The organism is Leeuwenhoekiella parthenopeia, assembly GCF_020782115.1.
In the GTDB taxonomy this organism is placed as follows: Bacteria; Bacteroidota; Bacteroidia; order Flavobacteriales; family Flavobacteriaceae; genus Leeuwenhoekiella; species Leeuwenhoekiella parthenopeia.
Genome location: NZ_JAJGMW010000001.1, coordinates 106,127 through 127,960, shown reverse-complemented (window position 1 = coordinate 127,960; position 21,834 = coordinate 106,127). Strand labels below are relative to the sequence as shown.

Sequence of the window (21,834 nt, the reverse complement as noted above, 5' to 3'; positions counted from 1 at the left end):
TTGCGTAAAATCATTCGTGATCCTTAAATTTCGTTTTCCTCAGCTGTTGGGGTGTCTTTAAATTCCATTTTATATGAAAATAGTTTCAAAATTTTGGGCTGGTATGCTGTTTAGCTGCTTCTTTTTAGTATCCTGTAATACCGATCAAAGTAAATCAACGCAAACGATTGAAAAAAATCAGTCTCAAAATCCGGAATTTCCGTTTTATGACACTTCTTTATCTGTAGATGAGCGTGTAGCAGATTTGATTTCGCGATTATCGCTTGAAGAAAAAGCAGCTCAGATGATGAACAGTACTCCGGCAATCGATCGATTGGGAATACCGCCTTACGATTATTGGAATGAAGCCCTTCACGGTGTTGGGCGTGCTTCTGCAGCCACTGTTTTTCCGCAGGCGATAGGCATAGGTGCAACCTTTGATGCAGATCTTGCGTATCGAATTTCCAACGCCATTTCTGATGAAGCCCGGGCTTTATACAATGCCACCAGCGAAAAGGGAAATTTTAACCGCTATAACGGTCTCACGTTTTGGACCCCGAATATCAATATTTTTAGGGATCCGCGTTGGGGTAGAGGTCAGGAGACTTACGGTGAAGATCCGTATCTGATGTCATTGATTGGTGTTGCTTTTGTAAAAGGTCTGCAAGGTGATGACCCCGATCATCTAAAAACAGCAGCCTGCGCCAAGCATTTTGCTGTTCATAGTGGTCCTGAGCAGTTACGACACGAGTTTAATGCTACTGCGACTTTAAAAGATATGTATGAGACCTATCTACCGGCATTTGAAGCTTTAGTCAATGAGAATGTGGAAGCCGTTATGTGTGCCTATAATAGTACTAACGGCGAACCTTGCTGTACCAATAAATACTTACTAGATGAAGTTTTAAAACAAAAATGGAATTTTGACGGACATATTCTTAGCGATTGTGCAGCTCTTGTTGATTTGTATGTTGCCAAAGGCCAGGGTGGTCACGGTACTGCGCCTTCCAAGGCCGGTGCTGCTGCAATGGCAGTAAAAAGCGGAGTAAGCTTGAATTGTGGAGACACCTACAGCGCATTACCGGAAGCGGTAGAGCAGGGTTTAATTACGGAAGCCGAAATAGACGAGCAACTAGCACTCTTGCTCAAAACCCGTTTCAAGCTGGGCTTATTCGATCCTAAAGGAAGCAATAAATACGATGCGCTTTCTCTTGATGTGGTTAATAGTGAGAAACATCGCGCTTTAGCACGCGAAACTGCTCAAAAAAGTATTGTGCTTTTAAAGAATAATGGAATTCTTCCGCTTAAAAAAGACCTGCCAAAATATTTCCTAACCGGCCCGAACGCAACAAGTACAGAAGTTCTCCTGGGTAACTATTACGGTGTTAACTCGAATATGGTAACCATTCTTGAAGGTATCAGCGCAGCGATTAGTCCTACCAGTCAGTTGCAATACCGTCAGGGCGCCATGTTGAACAAAGATTCCAGAAACCCTATTAACTATGCAACCGGTAATGCGGCAAACACCGACGTGACGCTGGTCGTTTTGGGTCTTTCAAGCACGCTTCAGGGCGAGGAGGGTGATTCTATAGATTCAGATACTGCGGGAGATCGTTTAGACTATGGTTTACCACCCAATCAAATTCAGTATTTAGAAGATTTACGGGAAATGGCCGATAGAAATCCTGAGGACCGTAAACCGCTAATAGCAATTGTCACAGGAGGCAGTCCGGTTGACCTGGCGCGGGTGCAGGAGCTGGCTGATGCGGTACTTTTTGTATGGTATCCCGGTGAAGAAGGCGGCACAGCGATAGCAGACGTGCTTTTTGGCGATGTTTCTCCGTCAGGAAGATTACCTATTACCTTCCCCAAATCGCTAGATCAGTTACCCGCATACGAAGATTATTCCATGGAAGGGCGTACATATAAGTATATGAACGAGGAGCCTATGTATCCGTTTGGTTTTGGACTGAATTATACCCAGTTCGAATACAGTGATGCTGTTGTAAATAAAACTGAGGTTACAAAGGAGGAAAGTCTGAGTCTTGAAGTGACCGTGACTAACACCGGTAAGGTGAAGTCAGACGAAGTGGTACAGGTGTATATTTCTGATTTGGAAGCTTCGGTGCGCGTGCCTAATTTTCAATTTATAAATACTAAGCGCGTTACATTAGAACCCGGAGCCTCCGAAAAAATCACATTTGAGATCAAGCCCGAAAACTTTCAGCTTGTGCTTGAAGATGGTTCTAAAACTATTGAGCCCGGTTCATTTAGGCTTTATGTGGGAGGTGCAAGCCCTATGAAACGCAGCTTGGCATTAGGAGCTCCTAAAATGGTCGAAATAGAATTTGCAGTAAACTAAAAGCAACATGATTTTCAAAAGAATAAACGCACTCATCCTTTTCATGTTCAGCCTGAATTTTTCTGTACAGGCCGAAGTTAAATTACCTGTTTTAATAAGTGACGGGATGGTGCTGCAACGGGATGCTAAAGTGCCGGTTTGGGGCTGGGCAGATCCCGGCGAACAAATTATGCTTTCCTTTAAAAGAAAAACCTATAAAACCACCACCGCTAAAGACGGAAGATGGAGTATTGAACTCCCTAAAATGAAAGCCGGCGGACCCTTCAAAATGGTGATTTCTGGTAAGAATAGTGTTGAAATCGATGATATTTTGATTGGTGATGTTTGGTTGTGCACCGGTCAGTCTAACATGGTACATCAGCTGGATATTCACGATGTGCGCTACGCGGAAGAAATAGCGAATGCAGATAATCCTGCAATCCGACATTTTAAAGTGCCTACAACTCCTGCTATCTCAGGACCTCAGGAAGATCTTGAGGGGGGTGAGTGGCAAAAAGCAGTGGGGGAGGAAATTCGCCCATTTTCGGCTGTTGCGTATTTCTTTGCCAAAAAAATCTACGAAAAATACCAGATTCCCATTGGCTTAATCAATGCCAGTGTGGGTGGTACGCCCATTGAGGCCTGGATTCCGCGGGAAGGCTATACCGATTACCCGGAAATCTTAAAAATCATCGAAGAAAATAAAGACACGGCTTTTGTAAATGCGCAACGTCAAAACCGTCCTCAACCGGAAGAATCTGCAGAAGAGGAAACCGACAAAGGACTTATGGGTACGCCGTGGTATAGTAATGATTTTACGCCTAAAAACTGGCGCCGTATCAACATTCCCGGGTATTGGGAAGACCAGGGTGTACGAGACCTTAATGGCACAGTCTGGTACCGCAGGGAAGTTGAGATTCCCGAATCTATGATAGGCAAAAAAGCCCGCCTTTTTATGGGCCGCATCGTTGATGCCGATGAGGTGTATATCAATGGTGTTCTCGTGGGGAACAAAACCTATCAATATCCGCAACGCCGCTATGAGGTACCCGATACCTTACTCAAAGCCGGAAAAAATAATTTTACAATTAAAGTCACCAATTACAACGGTAAAGGAGGTTTTGTACCAGACAAACCCTATTATATTTTTACCGAGCAGGATACGGTAGATTTAAAAGGCTATTGGCAATATAAAGTGGGCGAAGTTTTTAAGCCATTTGATCGCTCCGCTTTTGTGGACAGAGATTCCGGAGCGCGCGTGCGCCGTATCAATCCGCAAAACGAACCAACCGCATTATACAATGGGATGATCGCACCTTATAAGCAACTTCCGGTTAAAGGTATCTTGTGGTATCAGGGCGAAAGCAATACCGGTAATCCAAAGGCTTACGAAGGCTATATGGCAGCTTTGATTTCGGGTTTGCGCAGTGTTTTAGGCCAGCCTGAAACACCATTTATTTATGCGCAATTACCTAATTTTATGGATGTGTCTTATCTGCCTTCCGAAAGCAATTGGGCCGAGTTGCGTGAAGCCCAGCTAAAAGCGCTGAAGAATTCCAACACCGCTATGACCGTAAATATTGATTTGGGGGAGTGGAATGATATTCACCCGGACAATAAAAAAGACGTGGGAGAGCGTATGGCGCTTGCAGGATTGAAGTTGGCCTACGGTGAAAATCTGGTGTATTCGGGACCTGTTTACGAAAGTCACACCGTTGAAGCCGGAAAAGTAATTTTGAAATTTAAGCATACAGGCAATGGCCTGATGAGCAATGATGGCGAACCCCTGAGCGAATTTGCGCTTGCAGGTGAAGACGGTAAATTTGTTTGGGCAAACGCCAAAATTGAAGGGGATCGTGTGATTGTCTGGAGTGATGAGGTGGCAGAGCCAAAGTATTTGCGCTATGCCTGGGCAGATAACCCGGACAATCCCAATTTATACAATAAAGAAGGGCTTCCGGCGTCGCCTTTTAGAACTGAGTTATAATCTACTTAGAGAATTTTAATTGATTAGTTGAATATGATTCGCTTGAAACGATTTTTTGTTGCTTTTGCGGCTGCAGGAGCACTTTACTCATGTAAAGACTCGGGTTTTCAGAGAAAAACGAGTATGTCAGAAACTCTTTTTACCCAAATATCAAATGAGGATACGGGTGTTCATTTTAAAAATTCAATCCTAGAGAAAGATCAATTTAATGTTCTAAATTATTATTACACCTATAACGGGGGTGGGGTGGCTATAGGCGACGTTAATAACGACGGACTCGAGGATGTCTATTTCACTTCAAATCAAAATGCTAACAAGCTATACCTGAATAAAGGAGATTTTAAATTTGAAGATATTACCGATGTAGCAGGTGTGGCAGATGCCGAAGGTTGGACGACCGGCGTCACGATGATAGATATTAATAACGACGGCTATCTGGATATTTACGTTTGCAAATCGGCTTCTATGGGCAATAGCCTTGAACGTAAAAACAAGCTGTTTGTTAATCAAAAGAACGGCACATTTACCGAAGAAGCTGCCAAATGGGGAATTGCAGACGACGGTTATTCCATTCAGGCGTATTTTTTAGATTTCGACCGGGATGGCGATCTCGATATGTATTTGATCAATCACCGGGATGACTTTTTAAATTCGGTTGACCTTAATGCAATCGTTAATGACGACCAGTTTTACCCGCAAACTTCAGATCACCTGTACCGCAATGACGGCTCTGCTTTTACCGATGTTACTGCGGGTAGCGGTTTGATTAATAAGGAATTCAGTCTTAGTGCTTCCATTGGAGACTTTAACAACGACGGCTGGCCCGATATTTTTGTGGCTAACGACTTCATCACGCCCGATAAGCTTTACATCAACAACAAGAATGGCACGTTTGCCAACGATATCAATACCAAAATGAAACACATCTCCTACAGCAGTATGGGATCTGATTTTGCGGATATCAACAACGACTTTTTACCCGATTTACTGGTTTTAGATATGTCTGCGGAAGATCATCAGCGCGGAAAACAAAATATGGCCAGTATGAACACCGAAGGATTCTGGTGGATTGTTGAAGCCGGTTTTCATTTTCCGTATATGTCTAATGTGCTTAACCTAAACAACGGTAACGGTTATTTTACAGATATCGCACAGGTTTCGGGAGTATCGAAGACAGATTGGAGTTGGGCGCCACTTATAGCCGATTTTGACGGTGATGGCTACAAGGATATTTTTATTACAAACGGGATCAAACGCGAAATCGCCAATCAGGACTTTGGAAGGTTTCTCGATGCCAACGAAGGTTCTTTGGAACAAATGCCTATCGACAGTATTCTCAAAGAAATGCCTTCAGATAAGCTTCAGAATTATGCCTTTAAGAATAATGGAGATTTGTCTTTCAAAAAAGTGATTGAAGACTGGGGCTTTACCCAGGCCGTGAATTCAAACGGAGTGGCTTACGGGGATCTGGATAATGATGGTGATCTGGATCTGGTAGTAAACAATCTGGAGGATGAGGCCGGTATTTACCGCAACAATTCCACCGCAAATTTCATCAGCCTTAAGTTGAAAGGCGATGCTAAAAACCCGCTTGCAATAGGCTCTAAGGTGAAAGTGTATACAGACAGTACGCAACAATATCAGGAGCTGTATTTATCCCGTGGATATCAATCTTCGGTTTCCCCGGTTTTAAATTTTGGGGTAGGTGAAGAGCAGCAAATCTCCAAAATAGAAGTGGTTTGGAATACCGGAAAGGTTTCAATTTTAGAAAATGTCAAGGCTAATCAATTTCTGACCTTAAATGAGGCTGAAGCTGGTAATGCTGTTGAAACACCTTACGAGCGTCCTGAACATTTTGAACGCGTAGATCCGCGGGAACTTGGGCTGACCTATGCGCACGAAGAAAATGATTTTAATGATTTTTCAAGACAGGTATTACTGCCTCAAAAGCAATCGCAGCAAGGCCCCGCATTTGAAACTGCAGATGTAAATAACGACGGCCTCGAAGACGTATTTTTGGGTGGAGGTCCCGGCCAGGCGGCACAGTTGTATCTGCAACAAGCCGGAGGGACGTTTACACAAACAACTCAGCCTGCATTTGCGGCTGATAAAGCCTTTGAAGATAACGGAGCGCACTTTTTTGACGCTGACGGAGATGGTGATTTAGATTTATACGTTGCCAGCAGCGGCTATGAGTTGCAGGAAAATGACAGCAAACTGCAAGACCGCCTCTATCTGAATGACGGTAAGGGGAATTTTAGCACTTCTTCGGCTTTGCCAAAAATGCTAACAGGGTCCAAAGCGGTTGTTTCCCTAGATTACGATCAGGACGGTGATCTGGATTTAATTGTGGGAGGGAGAATAGTTCCCGGTAAATATCCCTTGTCGCCACGTTCCTATGTTTTAGAAAATGAGGGTGGAACATTTAGCGATGTAACTGAAAAAGTCGCACCTGCCTTTGCAGAAGCAGGCTTGATTAATGATCTGATCCTGTCAGACTACGACGGCGACGGCGATCGCGATTTGTTGGTAGCAGGGGAGTGGATGCCTATTACAGTTTTCAAAAATGAAAACGGAAGCTTTCAGCCTTCAGAAATTGAAGTTTTGAAAGAAACCTCCGGCTGGTGGAATACCCTTGCTGAAATTGATTTTGACCAGGATGGCGACCTGGATTATTTCGTAGGAAACCTGGGCGCAAATAATAAATTTCATCCTTCCGTAGAAAAACCCTTGCATATCTATGGGAACAACTTCGACAGCGACGGCAATTACGATATGATTTTGAGTAAGGTGTATAAAGGCAGTTTAGTGCCTGTACGGGGTAAAGAGTGCTCTACGATGCAAAATTCGTTTGTAAGTGAAAAAATCAAAACCTATAAGGAGTTCGCTATATCTACACTAACCGATATTTATGGCAGCGAGCAGATTGCTAATTCCTACCACAAACAAGCCAATGAATTTGAATCGGTTTATCTTGAAAATCTGGGTAACGGAAACTTTAAAATCAAACACCTGCCTGTTCTTGCTCAGCTGGGCCCAACGATGTCGTTTACGTTTGCTGATGTAAATAAGGATGGCCATCTGGACGTAATTGGTATAGGTGCGATTCACGAAGCGGAAGTAGAAACTGTAAAATACGACTCTAACGTGGGTTATGTTTTGCTAGGCGATTCAAAAGGCGCGATGAAACCGTTTAAAGACATCAGTTTTTACAACGATCTTAACGCGAAACAGATGAAGCAGGTGGTTGTAGGAAATGACACGTATTTGGTTATTGCGAACAACGACAGACCGCTTACAGTCTTCAGGATCAAAGCCTAATCAGATAGAATTATTTGGATACTTTCACGGTTTATACGTATTTTTATTTTATAAATGTGTAATTTACATTTATGAAATAAATCGATTTCGTTACTCGGAATCTTTTGTATAGTCAAATTGTGATTTCTAAGGAGTGCGTTTCCTGCATTTAGTTTTCACTTAAAACCAATTTAACTACTTAAACCATGAAATCCATTTTCCTTTGGGCAATCTGCTCTTTACTAATTTGTGGGGGTTGTGCCAGTAAATCTTATGAAGTTTATGATTCCGGCATCAAAACGCAAACCGATTCATTAGCTATACAGATCGAATTTATCTCGCCTTCCATTGTACGCATCAAAAAGTATCCAAAGGATCGTTCCTTTGAAAAGAATAGTCTTTCGGTAATAAAAGAAGCCGAAAAGGTATCAGTAGAAGTTGAAGATCTCGAAAATGGAGTTGCTTTGAAAACGGCCGGGTTACGATTGGAGTTTGATACCATCGCAAAAGCGATCAGCTTTTTTAAACCGGACGGCAGTCTTTTATTACGCGAGAGTACCGCTTCATTTAAGCCTTTTGTTGATAATGGAGAAGACACTTTTACTGTAGGTCAAAGCTGGAATTTAGAGGCAGATGAACCCATTTACGGTCTGGGAATTTTACAGAATGGTAAAATGTCGCAACGCAATCAGAGGGTTGAAATGGTACAGAATAACACCTGGGATTTTTCGACCTTTTTTCAATCTCCTAAAGGTTATGGTGTTTTCTGGGACAATTACTCGCCTACAACCTTTAATGATGCTAACAATGAAACCTCGTTCACCTCTCAGGTAGGCGATGGGATTGATTATTATGTGATGGCGGGCGAAAATGCAGATGAAGTCATTGCTGAAATGCGTGATCTTACCGGGCAGGTGCCTATGTTTCCGCTATGGACGTATGGGTTTTGGCAAAGCCGCGAGCGTTATAAGAGTCAGGAAGAAACCGTAGGTGTAGTTCAAAAGCACCGCGAACTGGGCGTTCCACTTGACGGAATTATTCAGGACTGGCAATATTGGGGAGATAATTACCACTGGAATGCAATGGATTTTGGAAATCCGGCATTTCCCGAGCCTCAGAAATTCGTAAATGACGTTCACGATCTCAACGCGCATTTGATTATTTCTATTTGGTCTTCTTTTGGACCCGAAACGCCTCAGTTTAAAGAGCTGAAAGAAAAAAATATGTTGATGGACTTTCAGACCTGGCCCCAGTCAGGAAAGGAAACCTGGCCACCGGATATGAATTTTCCTTCGGGAGTACAGGTTTACGATGCTTATGATCCGGAAGCACGTGATATCTATTGGAATTACCTGAGTAAAAACCTGTTTTCATTAGGGATTGACGGCTGGTGGATGGATTCTACAGAGCCCGATCATTTAGAAATTCAGGATAAAGATTACAACAATGAGACCTATTTAGGTTCTTTTAGAAAAGTGCGTAATGCATATCCACTGGAGACTGTAGGTGGTGTTTATAAGCACCAGCGCGAGGAATCTTCAGATAAACGCGTGTTTATTCTTACGCGTTCGGGCTTTGCCGGGCAGCAGCGTTATGGCGCTAATGTGTGGTCAGGCGATTTAGGTTCTTCCTGGGAATCTTTACGCAACCAGATTCCTGCCGGTCTTAATTTTACACTTACCGGAAACCCCAATTTTAATACTGATATCGGAGGCTTTTTCGCAGGAGCCTATAATAAATCCTGGAGTGACGGGACGGCTTCTAAAAATCCTTTGTTTCAGGAGTTGTATGTACGCTGGTTGCAATATGGGGCCTTTACCCCAATGATGCGGTCACACGGTACTGATTTGAAGCGTGAGATCTATTATTTTGGTGAAAAGGGCGAAGCTATTTACGATGCGATTCAAAATGCTATCGAATTACGATACAGCTTATTGCCGTATATCTATAGCATTTCTTCAGAAGTTACTCACAATCAGGGCAGTTTTATGCGCGCACTGGTGATGGATTTCCCCCAGGATAAAAAAACCTGGGATCTGAATGACGAGTATATGTTTGGCGATGCAATTCTGGTTGCGCCGGTACTTGAAGCCCAATACACGCCTGAAAAAGTGATGAAAGTAGATGAAGAAACCGGTTGGAATAAAGGAAAAGAACGTGGTGAAGAAGGATGGCCTGTAGTAGATTTTACGGAAACTAAATCGACACCTGTTTACCTTCCGGAAGGAAGCAGCTGGTATGATTTCTGGACAAATGAAAGCTTTGAAGGCGGGCAGGAAATTACCAAAGAAACTACAATTAATACGATACCCTTATACGTAAAAGCCGGAAGCATTTTGTCTAAGGGGCCTGACGTTCAATATGCTGAAGAAAAGTCGTGGGATAATCTGGAGATACGGGTTTATGAGGGAGCAAACGGTAGCTTTAGCCTTTATGAGGACGAATTTGACAATTACAATTATGAAAATGGAGCATATTCTACTATAAGCTTTACGTGGGATGACGCAGTAAAAACTCTTAAGATCGCAGACCGAAAAGGGGAGTTTGACGGAATGCTTCAGGATCGTAAATTCACTGTTGTGAAAATCGGAAAGGATGGCGCGGTTTCAGATGCACAGACTGTAGCTTATTCAGGAGCTGCAATTGAAGTAACGTTTTAGAAACAGTCTATCCGAAAATTAAAAGAGCCCTTTGAAAGTAAATTTCAAAGGGCTTTTTTAATGGGTTTAAGAAGGAAATTTAACCTTCTCCTAAAAGTTCCTGCATTTTAGAAACTAAAGCTTCTCCACGCAGATTTTTTTCGATAATAACACCTTCCGAATCTAAAAGGTACGTTGCCGGTATTGCGGTAATACCATATTTACGAGCGATGGGATCCTGCCATTCCATTAGGTTTGATACGTGATACCAGGTCATCTTGTCGTTTTCAATAGCGGCCAGCCATTTATCACGTGCAGACTCGCGATCCAGAGAAACGCTGATGATGTTTAGTCCCTTATCGTGGTATTGATTGTAAACATTAACCACATTGGGATTTTCTTCCCGGCAGGGCTTGCACCAGCTGGCCCAGAAGTCTATGATGGTGTATTTTGATCCCATGGCTTCTTGCAGTGATAACTGTTCGCCATTTGGGGTAGGAGCAGTAAACTCTGGGGCTTTATTGCCCACTTCGGCAAGCGAGGCAGCAGCTTCACGTTCTTTGGCCTGAGCGATCATTTCTTTTAGTTTAACACCTTTCTCCATTTCCTGAAGGTTTTGGTCAAGCTTATCAAATAAAGCCTCAGCGCGATTGGCATCAATAGCTCGCGTACCTACCAGATCAGATAATACGATGATGCTAACATACTTATCGGTGTTTTCTTCAATTAACTCAATGCGTCGCTCGGTATCATCTGTGTTTATTTGTTCAAACTCAGCTCGCAGTGCGGTTATCCCGGCGGTATCACCGTTACGCTGAAAGTTCATCGCCTGTTCCTGAAGTTTATTTTTCTTCTTGTTCGATTCAACAACATCATTGTAATACAACTTAAAAAAGTCATTCTCCTTGCCACCGTTCACTTTTGAAGTGTAGAGACTGTCTTTATAGGCACGTACGCTTATGTTTTGATTTTCAGCAATAAGAATCACGGTTCCCTGGGCAGCTTCAAAGCCCAAAACCATCATTTCCGGATTTTTAACTTCAGTAGGATCAAAACTAAATTCTCCTTCTTTAATAACCGTAGTATCTACGCCTACGAGACGGTTATTTTCGTCTATTTTTTGAAGGTAAACCTTGGTATCATTATCAATATCGGGTGTAGTTCCCGAAATTCTAAAGTCTGCTTCTTCGGCACAGGAGATCGCGAGCGCCAGAGTAAGACCTGCTAAAAGTATTCGTTTCATAAAATTTAAGATATAATGCTGCAATATACGGGATTTATAGCTTTTAGGAACAGACAAAGGTATTATTCAAAGACCTCTTGCAGGCTGATTAACGCATGTGACATACCGCATCTTTGTTTAATATATTTCGGGTAAACGTAAGTTTAAACCTATGTTAAAGACTAAGCCTCTGTTATTATTTGTAGTCAATTTTGACTAAATTCTATTTAAATTTAGTTTGATGGAAGAGTTAAAGGATTTTCCCTTACAGGTTGAGCTTAGTCTCACCAAGGTTTTTGAGATGCTAAGGAAACGTATGAAGCAATCTCAAAACCCGATTACGCGCGAGTATATGAAGTCTATTCTAGACTATGCGGAAGGATATCCTGAGCTGGCTGAAGGTATCAAGGATTTTGAAAACATCCACAAATACGAAGAGCCGTTAAGCACTTTACTCGATAATCTTTTCCCTGCAGCGCTCACTAAAAATGAGATTAAAGCGGCTACAATTCCCTTTCAAAACCGAATATTTAACCCTACACGCAGATTTGCTACGATACTCGAAGAAGCAGGGCCCGACTTTAAACTAAAAATACGGGACCTGGATACCGAGTTCTATTATATTTTAGGTTGTGTGATTATCTTAAACACGTATTACGGGTATGAGGTTGACATCAGCCGACCGCTGTATTACGAGATTCCAGATAAAAACGGAATCATTCGCAGTTACCGGGCCACGATCAATGCAGATTTTACCTATTGCGAGCCTACCGATGAGGCGATTGAAATCACGTCTGATATCGCAGATAAACTCATTGCAAACGGTTACGATTATAAACTTTGGAAAGAGTATTTTCCTCCTCAGAGCTGGATTTTAAAAGGAATTACCATTTTAAATCTTACCGATGTCACGGTTGACGATTCGATTTCAGATTTAAAAAGCACTTTACTTTCCAAGAAAACCCTGAACGAAAATACCTCGCAGCAGTTTAAGGAAATTTTTAGCGCTATTTTCAACATTCCCGATTTACGGGTAGGTTTTACCGAGTTTGATGGGGGAAATGATCATTTCGCCCAGATGTCTGACGAGAAAATGCTTACCAGTTTTATCTTAAATAAAGATGCGCGAAACGATTGTCGTAAGAGCATGTGCGACAATGCCTATAACTCACTGGTAAAAGATAAAAACTATTTTATAATACCAGATGTTGAGGAGTATGCGCGTAAAAGCGGACACAATATTCTGGCTGAAAATTTACTTACTCAGAGAGTAAAAAGCTGTATTCTGGCGCCCATTGCAAAAGGAAATGAGCTCCTTGCAGTACTCGAACTGGTTTCTGAAACGCGTAATAAACTGCACAGTCTTAACGCTACCAAGCTTGATGATGTGATGCCTTTTATCGTTTCTACGGTAGAGCGCAAACGCAATGATCTTGAAAACCGAATAAAAGCGGTCATCCAAAGCGAATGTACCAGCATACATCCCAGCGTTTTGTGGATTTTTGAGGAGGAAGCCAAACGCTTTATTAAAAATCAGGATGCCGGCAAGTTTGCTGCCTTTAAGGATATCGCCTTTGAAGATGTGTACCCGCTTTACGGTCAAATTGACATCGTAGGTTCTTCAGATGAGCGTAATAGCGCCATTCAAAAGGATATTCTCATTCAGCTTAAAATGGTAGATACCATTCTCGAGTTAGCTCTTAAGGCCCAACCAATGCCTATTTATGAGCAGGTAAAATTCCGTATTGAAGAATTTACAAATCAAATCAATGATCAGCTTAATGCCAGTAGCGAGAGTGAGGTTTTCGCCTTGCTTAAAGAAGAAGTAAACCCCTTACTCAACCACCTGAACACTAAAATTCCTGAGCTGAAAAAAGCTATCGATAACTACAAAACGGCCATTAATAAAGATACAGGGCTCATTTATGAGAACCGCAAGCATTATGATGAGACCGTTCAGCTTATCAATCAAAATCTGGCAACCTTCATAGACCGTAAGCAACAGGAGGCACAGGAAATTTTTCCGCACTATTTTGAGCGTTACAAGACCGACGGTGTTGATCACAACATTTACATAGGCGCATCGATGACGCCCACCAGTGCTTTTAACGAGGTTTACCTGTACAATTTAAGATTGTGGCAGCTTTCTACGATGTGTGAGATGGAAAATCATTTTTATCACAAACAGGAGGGAGCGCAATTGCAGCTTGATGCCGCGTCGCTTATTTTGGTTTTTAGCACCACCTTATCTATCCGTTACCGAATGGATGAGAAAAAATTTGATGTAGACGGAACGTACAACGCGCGGTATGAGATTATCAAAAAGCGCATTGATAAAGCCTGTATTAAGGGTAGTGACGAGCGTGTGACTCAAAAAGGGAAGATCGCTATAATTTATTCGCAGGATACTGATGCTGAAGAGTACACCCGTTATATTCACTATTTACAGCGCAAAAAATACCTGGGTCAGGAAGTGGAATACGTAGAGCTTGAAGATGTACAGGGTGTTGTGGGGTTAAAAGCCATTCGGGTAAATGTACTGTATACTTCAAAACTACCCCGGTCTAAAGAAAATCAGACCATCACGTATGATGATCTGATGGAAGTTTTAGACTCTTAAAGGGATCTTACATTATCGAGAAGGCAGTAATAAAGCTGATTACCGAAACGATAATACCGACCATAAATACGGTATAGGTGCGCCTTAGCAGCATATACTTTTTATTTAGAACCACACCCAGCAGATATAAATCTTTGGTAAGCGCTTCATAGATGTAGTCTTTATCGTAGATAATCTCATTGATTGCCCATTGATACTGGTCGTATTTCATTTTGTGGAAGTTTCCAAAAAACAAAATATTTACCTGCTTCTTCTTGACCTGCTCACGGGTAAATTCGCCGGAGGTGACATTGGGCCGCGTAGAAAGTATAGACATAATTATAGAGGCTACGCTAAAAAGCACCAAAATCAGGGTGGGTACAAGCAGGTGACGGTTACTGGGCGCATCTAGCTTGGGGATCATATTAGACAAAGCCAGAGAGATAATGATCGCATTTACTGAAAGCAGGATGTTTGCTTTGGTATCTGCGATATCGCTCAGTTTGATATGGTTTCGCAATGTGGTACGGTACAGGGTTTGAACACCGCGATCCGGACTTTCATCTTTGTATTTAGCCTTTAGTTTGGCTTTGATCTCTTCTTTCTTGTATTTTTTCTTTTTCTTTTTTTCTTTTTTCAGCAGGGAAATCAGATTTTCATCTTTTTGAGATTTCCAGTTACGGGCGGCATAATCGGTATAGAATCGATGTTTATTGGTAAACATATCGATGTTTTCTTCCCTCCATTGAGTAGGAGAGAAGTCTGCACTTCCGGTAAGCAGTAATTCCTGACGTAAAAACTCACTGGTTTGCTTGTAGTAGTCTTTGGCAAAATGCGAATTGTCTGCATCTTTAAGAATGCGCTCCATTTCATTTTTAGGTTCAACTCCCATTTTGGTAGAAGCGATAAGATCGATGACCATTTGCTGAATTTCAGGATCGGTTCCTTCTTGTTTCATATAGTCTTTAGCAATCTTTATACTGGCATCTTCATGAGCCTCTCTGGTAACTGTATAACCCGTGTCATGCATCCATGCGGCCAGCACCAGCGCCTCTTTCTGTTTAACATTAATTTCAGAGTTATCGGCGATTTCTTTAGTACTTTTAACCACTCTGACCGTATGATCATAGTTATGATACAGATAACTATTTGGAAGTTTTTCCTTAAAAAGTTCGAGTACAAATTGATCTGCTTTCGAGATAGAGTTTGATTCTTTTTCTGCAGTTTCAGCCATGTGAATATTGATTTAACAAGTTACGAAAAGTACAAAAAAGAATTTCGAATAGAATTTTCATGACAAAAAATAACATACTTCTAACACTTGGCAGCCTCTTGCTTTTAACGGCTTGCGCCACCTACACTAACCGCTATCGCAATGGGGTTGAGCAGGGTGACTATCCCGAAGATAAGGAGATTGAACGCAGCTTCTATCTTATAGGAGATGCCGGGAATGCTCCAATGGGTGGAAGTACAGAAGGTTTGTTGCTTTTCAAAAAACTTCTTGATCAGAATAATGATCCTAATTCGTTTGCAATTTTTTTAGGGGATAATATCTACCCGGTGGGAATGCCTCCCGAAAACACACCGGAACGCGCTCTGGCAGAGCATCGCATAGACGCCCAGATAGCAGCAATTAAAGAATACAAAGGTACCCCTATAATCATACCCGGTAATCATGACTGGTATAATGACGGACTCAACGGACTCAACCGGGAAGAAGAGTACATCAAAAAAATTACCGGGGAAGATGATATTTTTTTACCGCGTGACGGTTGTCCACTGGTGAGCTATGACGTGAATGACGAGGTTCACCTGATTTTGCTAGACACGCAATGGTATCTTGAAGACTGGAACAAAAACCCCAAAATCAACGATAAGTGCGATAACATTAAAGATCGGGAGAAGTTTTTTATCGAGTTTCAAAATGAACTCAAAAAGAATCAGCAGAAAACGGTGATAATAGCGATGCATCATCCTATGTACACTAATGGTGTACACGGAGGTAAATTTGCTTTAGATAAGCACCTGTATCCTTCCCAGCAAAAGCTACCCTTACCCATACTGGCCTCTTTAGTCACGCAGGTGCGTACTCAGGGTGGAGTTTCAAAACAGGATCGATTCAACGAAAAGTATAATGAATTGATGAAGCGACTGCGTATTCTGGCGAAGGACGTAAAAAAATCGATATTCGTTTCGGGTCACGAGCACGGTTTACAGTACATAGAACATGAGGAGGTAAGGCAAATTGTTTCAGGCTCCGGCTCTAAATCTTCGTATGCCTTTTTAGGTAATGACGGATTGTTTAGCAGCGACTATGAAGGCTTTGCCCGGCTTGATATTTTTACAGACGGTTCTTCCTGGGTTAGGTATTACGGCACCAATCAGGAGACCGGAGAACCGGAGCTCTTTTTTCAAAAGCAGGTTTATTCCCCAGATAAATTAGTAGACTATTCAAATCTCAATCTTGATTATCAGCCTACCGTTCAGGCTTCGGTGTATACTGTTGAAGAAACACAGCGTTCAGATCTTTTTGAGAATGTTTGGGGAGAGCAGTACCGCGATGTTTATGGCAAAAAAGTAACCGTTCCGGTGGCTATTTTAGATACGCTATACGGAGGGCTTAAGGTGATTAGACCCGGTGGAGGTAACCAAACCAAGTCCCTCAGACTTGAAGATAAAGACGGAAAAGAATACAATCTAAGGTCCTTGCGAAAAAGCGGTGTGCAGTTTTTACAGAATACGGTTCTCAAGCAAAACGAAGACATGGAGGAAGATCTTGAAAACAGTCTTCCGCAAAGCCTCATTCAGGATTTTTATACATCGGCACATCCTTATGGTGCGTTCGCAATTCCTACCTTGAGTGAAGCCGCAGGTGTTTTAAGCACACATCCCCAATTGTTCTATGTGCCCAGACAGCCTGCTTTAGGTATTTATAATGAAAATTACGGGGATGAACTCTACATGATCGTCGAGCGGCCGGCTAAAGAATATGATGGAGCGTTATTCAATTATCCAGATGATATAGAGAGCACCGATGATATACTGAATAAATTGCGCAGTGATGAAGAAAATAGTGTCGATGAAACCGCTTACATCCGCGCCCGAATGTTTGATATGCTGGTTGGAGACTGGGATCGTGACAATGATCAATGGCGCTGGGCAGAGTACAAAAATCAGAACGGTAAGGATGTATTTGTACCCATACCCCGGGATCGGGATCAGGTTTTTACCAACTTTGACGGAACCATTTTAAATATTGCTCAGACCCTTTTTGGTGCAGCAAGACAATTTCAGGCTTATGATAAAAACCTTAAGGACATTAAATGGTTTAACAAAGAAGGAATAAAATTAGACCGAGCACTGGCACAGCGTTCGGGACGTGAAGTTTGGCTGAATGAGGCACGTCATATTCAGGAACAAATAACCGATTCGATTATAGAACAGGCCTTTAATCAATTACCTCCGGAGGTGCGAGTTGGCAGGTCTATAGCAAACATAAAAGAGAATCTCAAAGGGCGTCGGGACAATATTTTAGAAATAGCACAGACGTACTATGAGTACCTGGCAGAGTTGCAAATGGTAACCGGGACTGATAAAGATGACTACTTTGAAATTACACGAAGCGATAATGAGACTACAGTTAAAGCCTGGCGTATTAAAGACGGTAAAAAAGCCGATGTTTTAATCAACCGTACCTATTACTCAGATGAGACCAATCAATTATGGATTTACGGTCTGGACGACGATGATGTATTTGAAGTAAACGGAACAGGTGATAACCCCATTTTTATTCGGATTATCGGAGGGCAAAACAATGATATTTACCGGGTCTATAACGGTCGGGAAATCAAGATTTACGACCACGAAAGTCTCCCAAATACGATTGAGGCCAGAGGAGGAGCTAATTTTAGACTTACCGATGTTTACGATTACAATACCTATGATTATCAAAAAGACATTCTGCGTTACAACACCATAACTCCGGCTATAGGTTATAATCCGGATAACGGCCTTACTTTGGGGTTGAGTGATGTTTATACCGTAAACGGTTTTAAACAAAATCCTTTTAGTCAACAGCACCGCTTTAAAGCCAATTATTTCTTTGCCACCCACGGCTTTGACTTCAGTTATGAAGGGGAATTCGCGGGGATATTAAATGACTGGAATCTGGTTTTAAAAGGAAGATTTACAACGCCTAATTTTACTCAGAACTTCTTTGGCTTCGGAAATGAAAGTATAAATCCCGACGACCGGCAGGGTTATGACTTTAACCGCGTGCGAATGAGTATAACAGAGGTTTCTGGAGGTTTATTGCGTAATTCAGACTATGGTAGTACCTTTTCGGCAAATGCTCTATTGCAAAGCATTAAATTGCAGGAAAATGCCCTGCGCTTTATTGAGCGCGCCTCCATTACCGAGCTCGACGAAGCTCAGTTTTTTGCAACCTTAGATGCAACCTATGAGTACCACAGTAAAGACAATACCCTCGTACCTAGCAGAGGTATGGATTTTGTTTTAAACGGTGGTTTTACAAACAACCTGAGCAATACAGGAAGACGGTTTTTTTACCTCAATCCCAGTCTGGGTTTTTACAATGCATTAAGTGCAAACCGTAAATTGGTGTTGAAAACCACGGCCCGTGCGCAATTCAGGTTTGGAGACAATTACGAGTTTTATCAGGGAGCGCGACTGGGCGAAGATAACGGCTTACGCGGATACCGTTTTGACCGCTTTATCGGAGATGAGGCATTTTCCACATCGGCAGATTTGCGTTATGGTTTTGATACCTTTAAAACCGGTTTGCTGCCCTTGCAAATAGGTATATTTGCAGGCTATGATGTAGGTCGCGTCTGGTTTGATGGTGACACTAATTCAGAAAAATGGCATGATTCGTACGGCCTGGGCTTTTGGGTAAATAGTGCTGATGCTTTAAGCGGAACCTTCAATCTTTTTAAAGGGTCTGAAGGTTACCGGGTTTCTTTTGGCTTCGGCTTTAATTTTTAAATTTTTAAACATTTTATGAAAGACGTAGAAAACGTAGATAATATTGATAAACGCGAGCGCGTAGATACCATTAATCTGGAGTATTTAGATATCAAGGATTTTGAGGAACTCAAAGAAATCATGATAGCCGTTTATCCCGCGATCCCAGACCCGTATTGGGAGAAAAAGCACCTTAAAAAACTGATGACGGTTTTCCCCGAAGGACAGGTTGTTGTTAAGGTAAACGGAGAGATTGCCGGTTGTGCATTGTCTATTATTGTAGACTACGATAAGTTTTCAGATAAGCATACCTATATGCAAATAACGGGTAATGAAAGTTTCAGCACCCACACGCCCAAAGGTAATGTCCTGTACGGAATAGATATTTTTATCTCGCATAAATACCGCGGTATGCGTATAGGTCGCAGACTTTACGATTACCGTAAGGAGCTTTGTGAAAACCTGAATTTAGAACGTATCGTTTTTGGTGGTCGTTTGCCAAATTACCATCAGTATGCAAAAGAATTAACGCCGAAACAATACATTGAGAAAGTGCGGACTCGTGAAATTAACGATCCGGTCCTTGATTTTCAGTTGAGCAACGATTTTCACGTAAAAAGAATTATTACCAATTATCTGGAAGGGGATAAGCAGTCTAAGGAATACGCTGCGCTCCTGGAATGGGACAACATCTATTATCAAAAGCCCGAGAAGAAGCCTAACAGCGTTAAAACTGTTGTGCGTCTTGGTCTGGTACAATGGCAAATGCGTACCTATAAAAACTTTGAAGAACTCATTGAGCAGGCCGAATACTTTATAGATACCATTTCGGGATACCGCTCTGATTTTGCCTTGTTTCCCGAGTTTTTTAATGCGCCTTTGATGGCGGCGTACAACCATCTTTCTGAGCCTGATGCGATACGCGAACTTGCCAAATATACCGAACGCATACGCGACCGGTTTTCAGAACTTTCGGTGAGCTACAACATCAACATCATCACGGGTAGTATGCCGTATATAGAAGATGGAAAGCTCTACAACGTAGGGTTCTTATGTAAACGCGACGGTACTATCGAAAAGTTTTACAAGCTTCACGTAACCCCTGATGAAGCCAAGGCATGGGGGATGAGCGGTGGCGAAAAACTCAAAACCTTTAATACCGATTGTGGTAAAATAGGTATTCTTATATGCTATGATGTCGAGTTTCCGGAATTAAGCAGGTTGCTGGCCGATGAAGGTATGGATATCCTCTTTGTTCCTTTCCTTACCGATACCCAAAACGGCTATAGCCGCGTAAGGCATTGTGCTCAGGCCCGTGCAATTGAAAACGAATGTTATGTCGCCATAGCGGGAAGCGTGGGTAATATCCCAAAAGTGCATAATATGGATATGCAGTTTGCACAAAGTATGGTGCTTACACCCTGTGACTTCCAATTCCCTACCAATGGGGTTAAGGCGGAAGCTACACCGAATGCCGAAATGATTCTGGTTGCAGACGTGGATATCGACCTGCTTAAAGAGCTTAATCAGTTTGGTAGCGTACACAACCTTATAGATCGAAGAAAAGATTTATTTCAGCTTAAGTGGAAGCGTAAAAACTAATCAGGATTTAGGCAGCAGCTGATAGTGGTCTTCGTCAATTTCAACCACTTCATAGGTTTGAAATAACCAGGCACTCTGATCTTTGTTGAGTTGTAAAGAAGCGTCCTGTTCAAAGGCTTTTTGAACACGGGCGTTTTTTAAAACAGCTTCTTTGATTTTAGTCTTTACCAGACTGGTGTTGCGCAAATCAGCTCCGGTAAGATTGGTTTTGCTTAGATCAGCCCGGTCTAAAATGGCGTTTTGAAGTTTTGCGTTTTCCAAATCTGCCTCGCCCAGGCCTGTATAGCTCAGGTTTGTTTGTTGCAGGCGCGCGTTGCTTAAATCGGCTTTTTTAAAATCGGTTCCGGTGAAGTTGGAATTTCTGAGGTCTGCGTACGATAAATTGATTTCGAGCAAATCTGCGCCTTTAAGCGTAAGATCGCGCAACTCGGCATACGTAAAATCGAGACGGTTCATCAGTTTACCATTAGTTCGGCTGCGGGAGGTTGCATTGAGGTTTATCCCGGTTTCCAGAAGCGAAACCAGCAGATAACCGCGCTCAGGACTTATTACCTGCACGATGAGGCTGTCGTTTTCCAGATATTTGTAAGGCTTCAGCATTTTACTTAGGGAAATAAGACGACCCGCAGTCGCATCATTTATGGTGTTTTGTGGATTTACACGTACATCATCACTTATTTCTTTCAGCATATTATCCATGAGCAAAAGCGTTTGTCCGCGACGTTCGGCTTCCTGTAAATAGGTTTGCTGATCGAGGCGATTGTTTTGCTGTTTAAACATTTCGCTTTGCCCCGTAATCAGTTTGTTTTGCTGCGAAAGGTAATAAGTTTGAAAAATAAGCAGGATTGAAGGCAGAATGGCTGTAATCACCAGCAAAAAGCCTACGCGTGTAAGGCGAATAATTATAGCACTGAGTAAATCAGAAAGGGTTTCTCTCGAAACGCGCTGCTGTTCTGAAAGTTCTTCAAGAAAGCGTTCGATGCTTTTTTTAAGCTTTGCTCCCAGAATAAAGCCGGAAGATTGCTTTAAAAAGGTCCAACCCAGTTTACGGCGTTTCTGTTTAGATTGCTGTTGCTTATCGAGTTTGGCTTTTAGTTTTTGATTTTCGGCCTGCAGGCGTGCAAATTCTTCGGGACTCATAAAATTTTACTAGTTGTGTAAATGTAGTAAAACGAAATTCAA

Annotated in this window: 10 protein-coding genes; 7 read left to right on the top strand and 3 right to left on the bottom strand. The window is 42.1% G+C overall.

Features of this window, described 5'->3' with window-relative positions:
- The first annotated feature begins 73 nt into the window (after positions 1 to 73).
- The 4 genes from LLW17_RS00535 (at position 74) to LLW17_RS00520 (ending at position 10,267) form a co-directional block, all read left to right on the top strand.
- Positions 74 to 2,341, top strand: a complete 2,268-nt coding sequence (locus tag LLW17_RS00535; RefSeq protein ID WP_228228313.1) for a glycoside hydrolase family 3 C-terminal domain-containing protein — start codon at positions 74 to 76, stop codon at positions 2,339 to 2,341.
- Positions 2,342 to 2,348: 7 nt separating this feature from the next.
- Positions 2,349 to 4,307 carry a sialate O-acetylesterase gene (locus LLW17_RS00530; RefSeq protein ID WP_228228312.1) on the top strand — a complete coding sequence of 653 codons (1,959 nt, stop codon included), beginning with the start codon at positions 2,349 to 2,351 and terminating at the stop codon, positions 4,305 to 4,307.
- 123 nt (positions 4,308 to 4,430) lie between these two features.
- On the top strand, positions 4,431 to 7,628 hold the full coding sequence (locus tag LLW17_RS00525) for a VCBS repeat-containing protein (RefSeq protein ID WP_228228311.1): 3,198 nt from the start codon (positions 4,431 to 4,433) through the stop codon (positions 7,626 to 7,628).
- 185 nt (positions 7,629 to 7,813) lie between these two features.
- Complete coding sequence (locus tag LLW17_RS00520; RefSeq protein WP_228228310.1) at positions 7,814 to 10,267, top strand: glycoside hydrolase family 31 protein; 2,454 nt, start codon at positions 7,814 to 7,816, stop codon at positions 10,265 to 10,267.
- A 79-nt stretch (positions 10,268 to 10,346) separates the two neighbouring features.
- Here LLW17_RS00520 and LLW17_RS00515 read toward each other — a convergent pair whose 3' ends face one another.
- Entirely contained in the window at positions 10,347 to 11,489 is a 1,143-nt protein-coding gene (locus tag LLW17_RS00515) for a redoxin domain-containing protein (RefSeq protein WP_228228309.1), read from the bottom strand.
- 220 nt (positions 11,490 to 11,709) lie between these two features.
- On the opposite strand from LLW17_RS00515, the gene LLW17_RS00510 reads away from it, so the two are divergent.
- Positions 11,710 to 14,088: a GAF domain-containing protein gene (locus LLW17_RS00510; protein WP_228228308.1), complete on the top strand. Its 2,379-nt coding sequence runs from the start codon at positions 11,710 to 11,712 to the stop codon at positions 14,086 to 14,088.
- A 7-nt stretch (positions 14,089 to 14,095) separates the two neighbouring features.
- On the opposite strand, the gene LLW17_RS00505 is transcribed toward LLW17_RS00510, so the two are convergent.
- Positions 14,096 to 15,301 carry a Pycsar system effector family protein gene (locus tag LLW17_RS00505; RefSeq protein ID WP_228228307.1) on the bottom strand — a complete coding sequence of 402 codons (1,206 nt, stop codon included), beginning with the start codon at positions 15,299 to 15,301 and terminating at the stop codon, positions 14,096 to 14,098.
- Between the two features lie 59 nt (positions 15,302 to 15,360).
- Between LLW17_RS00505 and LLW17_RS00500 the strand changes: the two genes are divergently transcribed.
- Together LLW17_RS00500 and LLW17_RS00495 are read left to right on the top strand one after the other, a co-directional pair.
- On the top strand, positions 15,361 to 19,071 hold the full coding sequence (locus LLW17_RS00500; protein ID WP_228228306.1) for a metallophosphoesterase: 3,711 nt from the start codon (positions 15,361 to 15,363) through the stop codon (positions 19,069 to 19,071).
- Positions 19,072 to 19,086: 15 nt separating this feature from the next.
- Entirely contained in the window at positions 19,087 to 20,652 is a 1,566-nt protein-coding gene (locus tag LLW17_RS00495; RefSeq protein WP_228228305.1) for a bifunctional GNAT family N-acetyltransferase/carbon-nitrogen hydrolase family protein, read from the top strand.
- Here the strand turns inward: LLW17_RS00495 and LLW17_RS00490 are convergent, their stop codons facing one another.
- Positions 20,653 to 21,792: a pentapeptide repeat-containing protein gene (locus LLW17_RS00490; protein WP_228228304.1), complete on the bottom strand. Its 1,140-nt coding sequence runs from the start codon at positions 21,790 to 21,792 to the stop codon at positions 20,653 to 20,655. It lies immediately after the preceding gene.
- Positions 21,793 to 21,834: the final 42 nt, after the last annotated feature.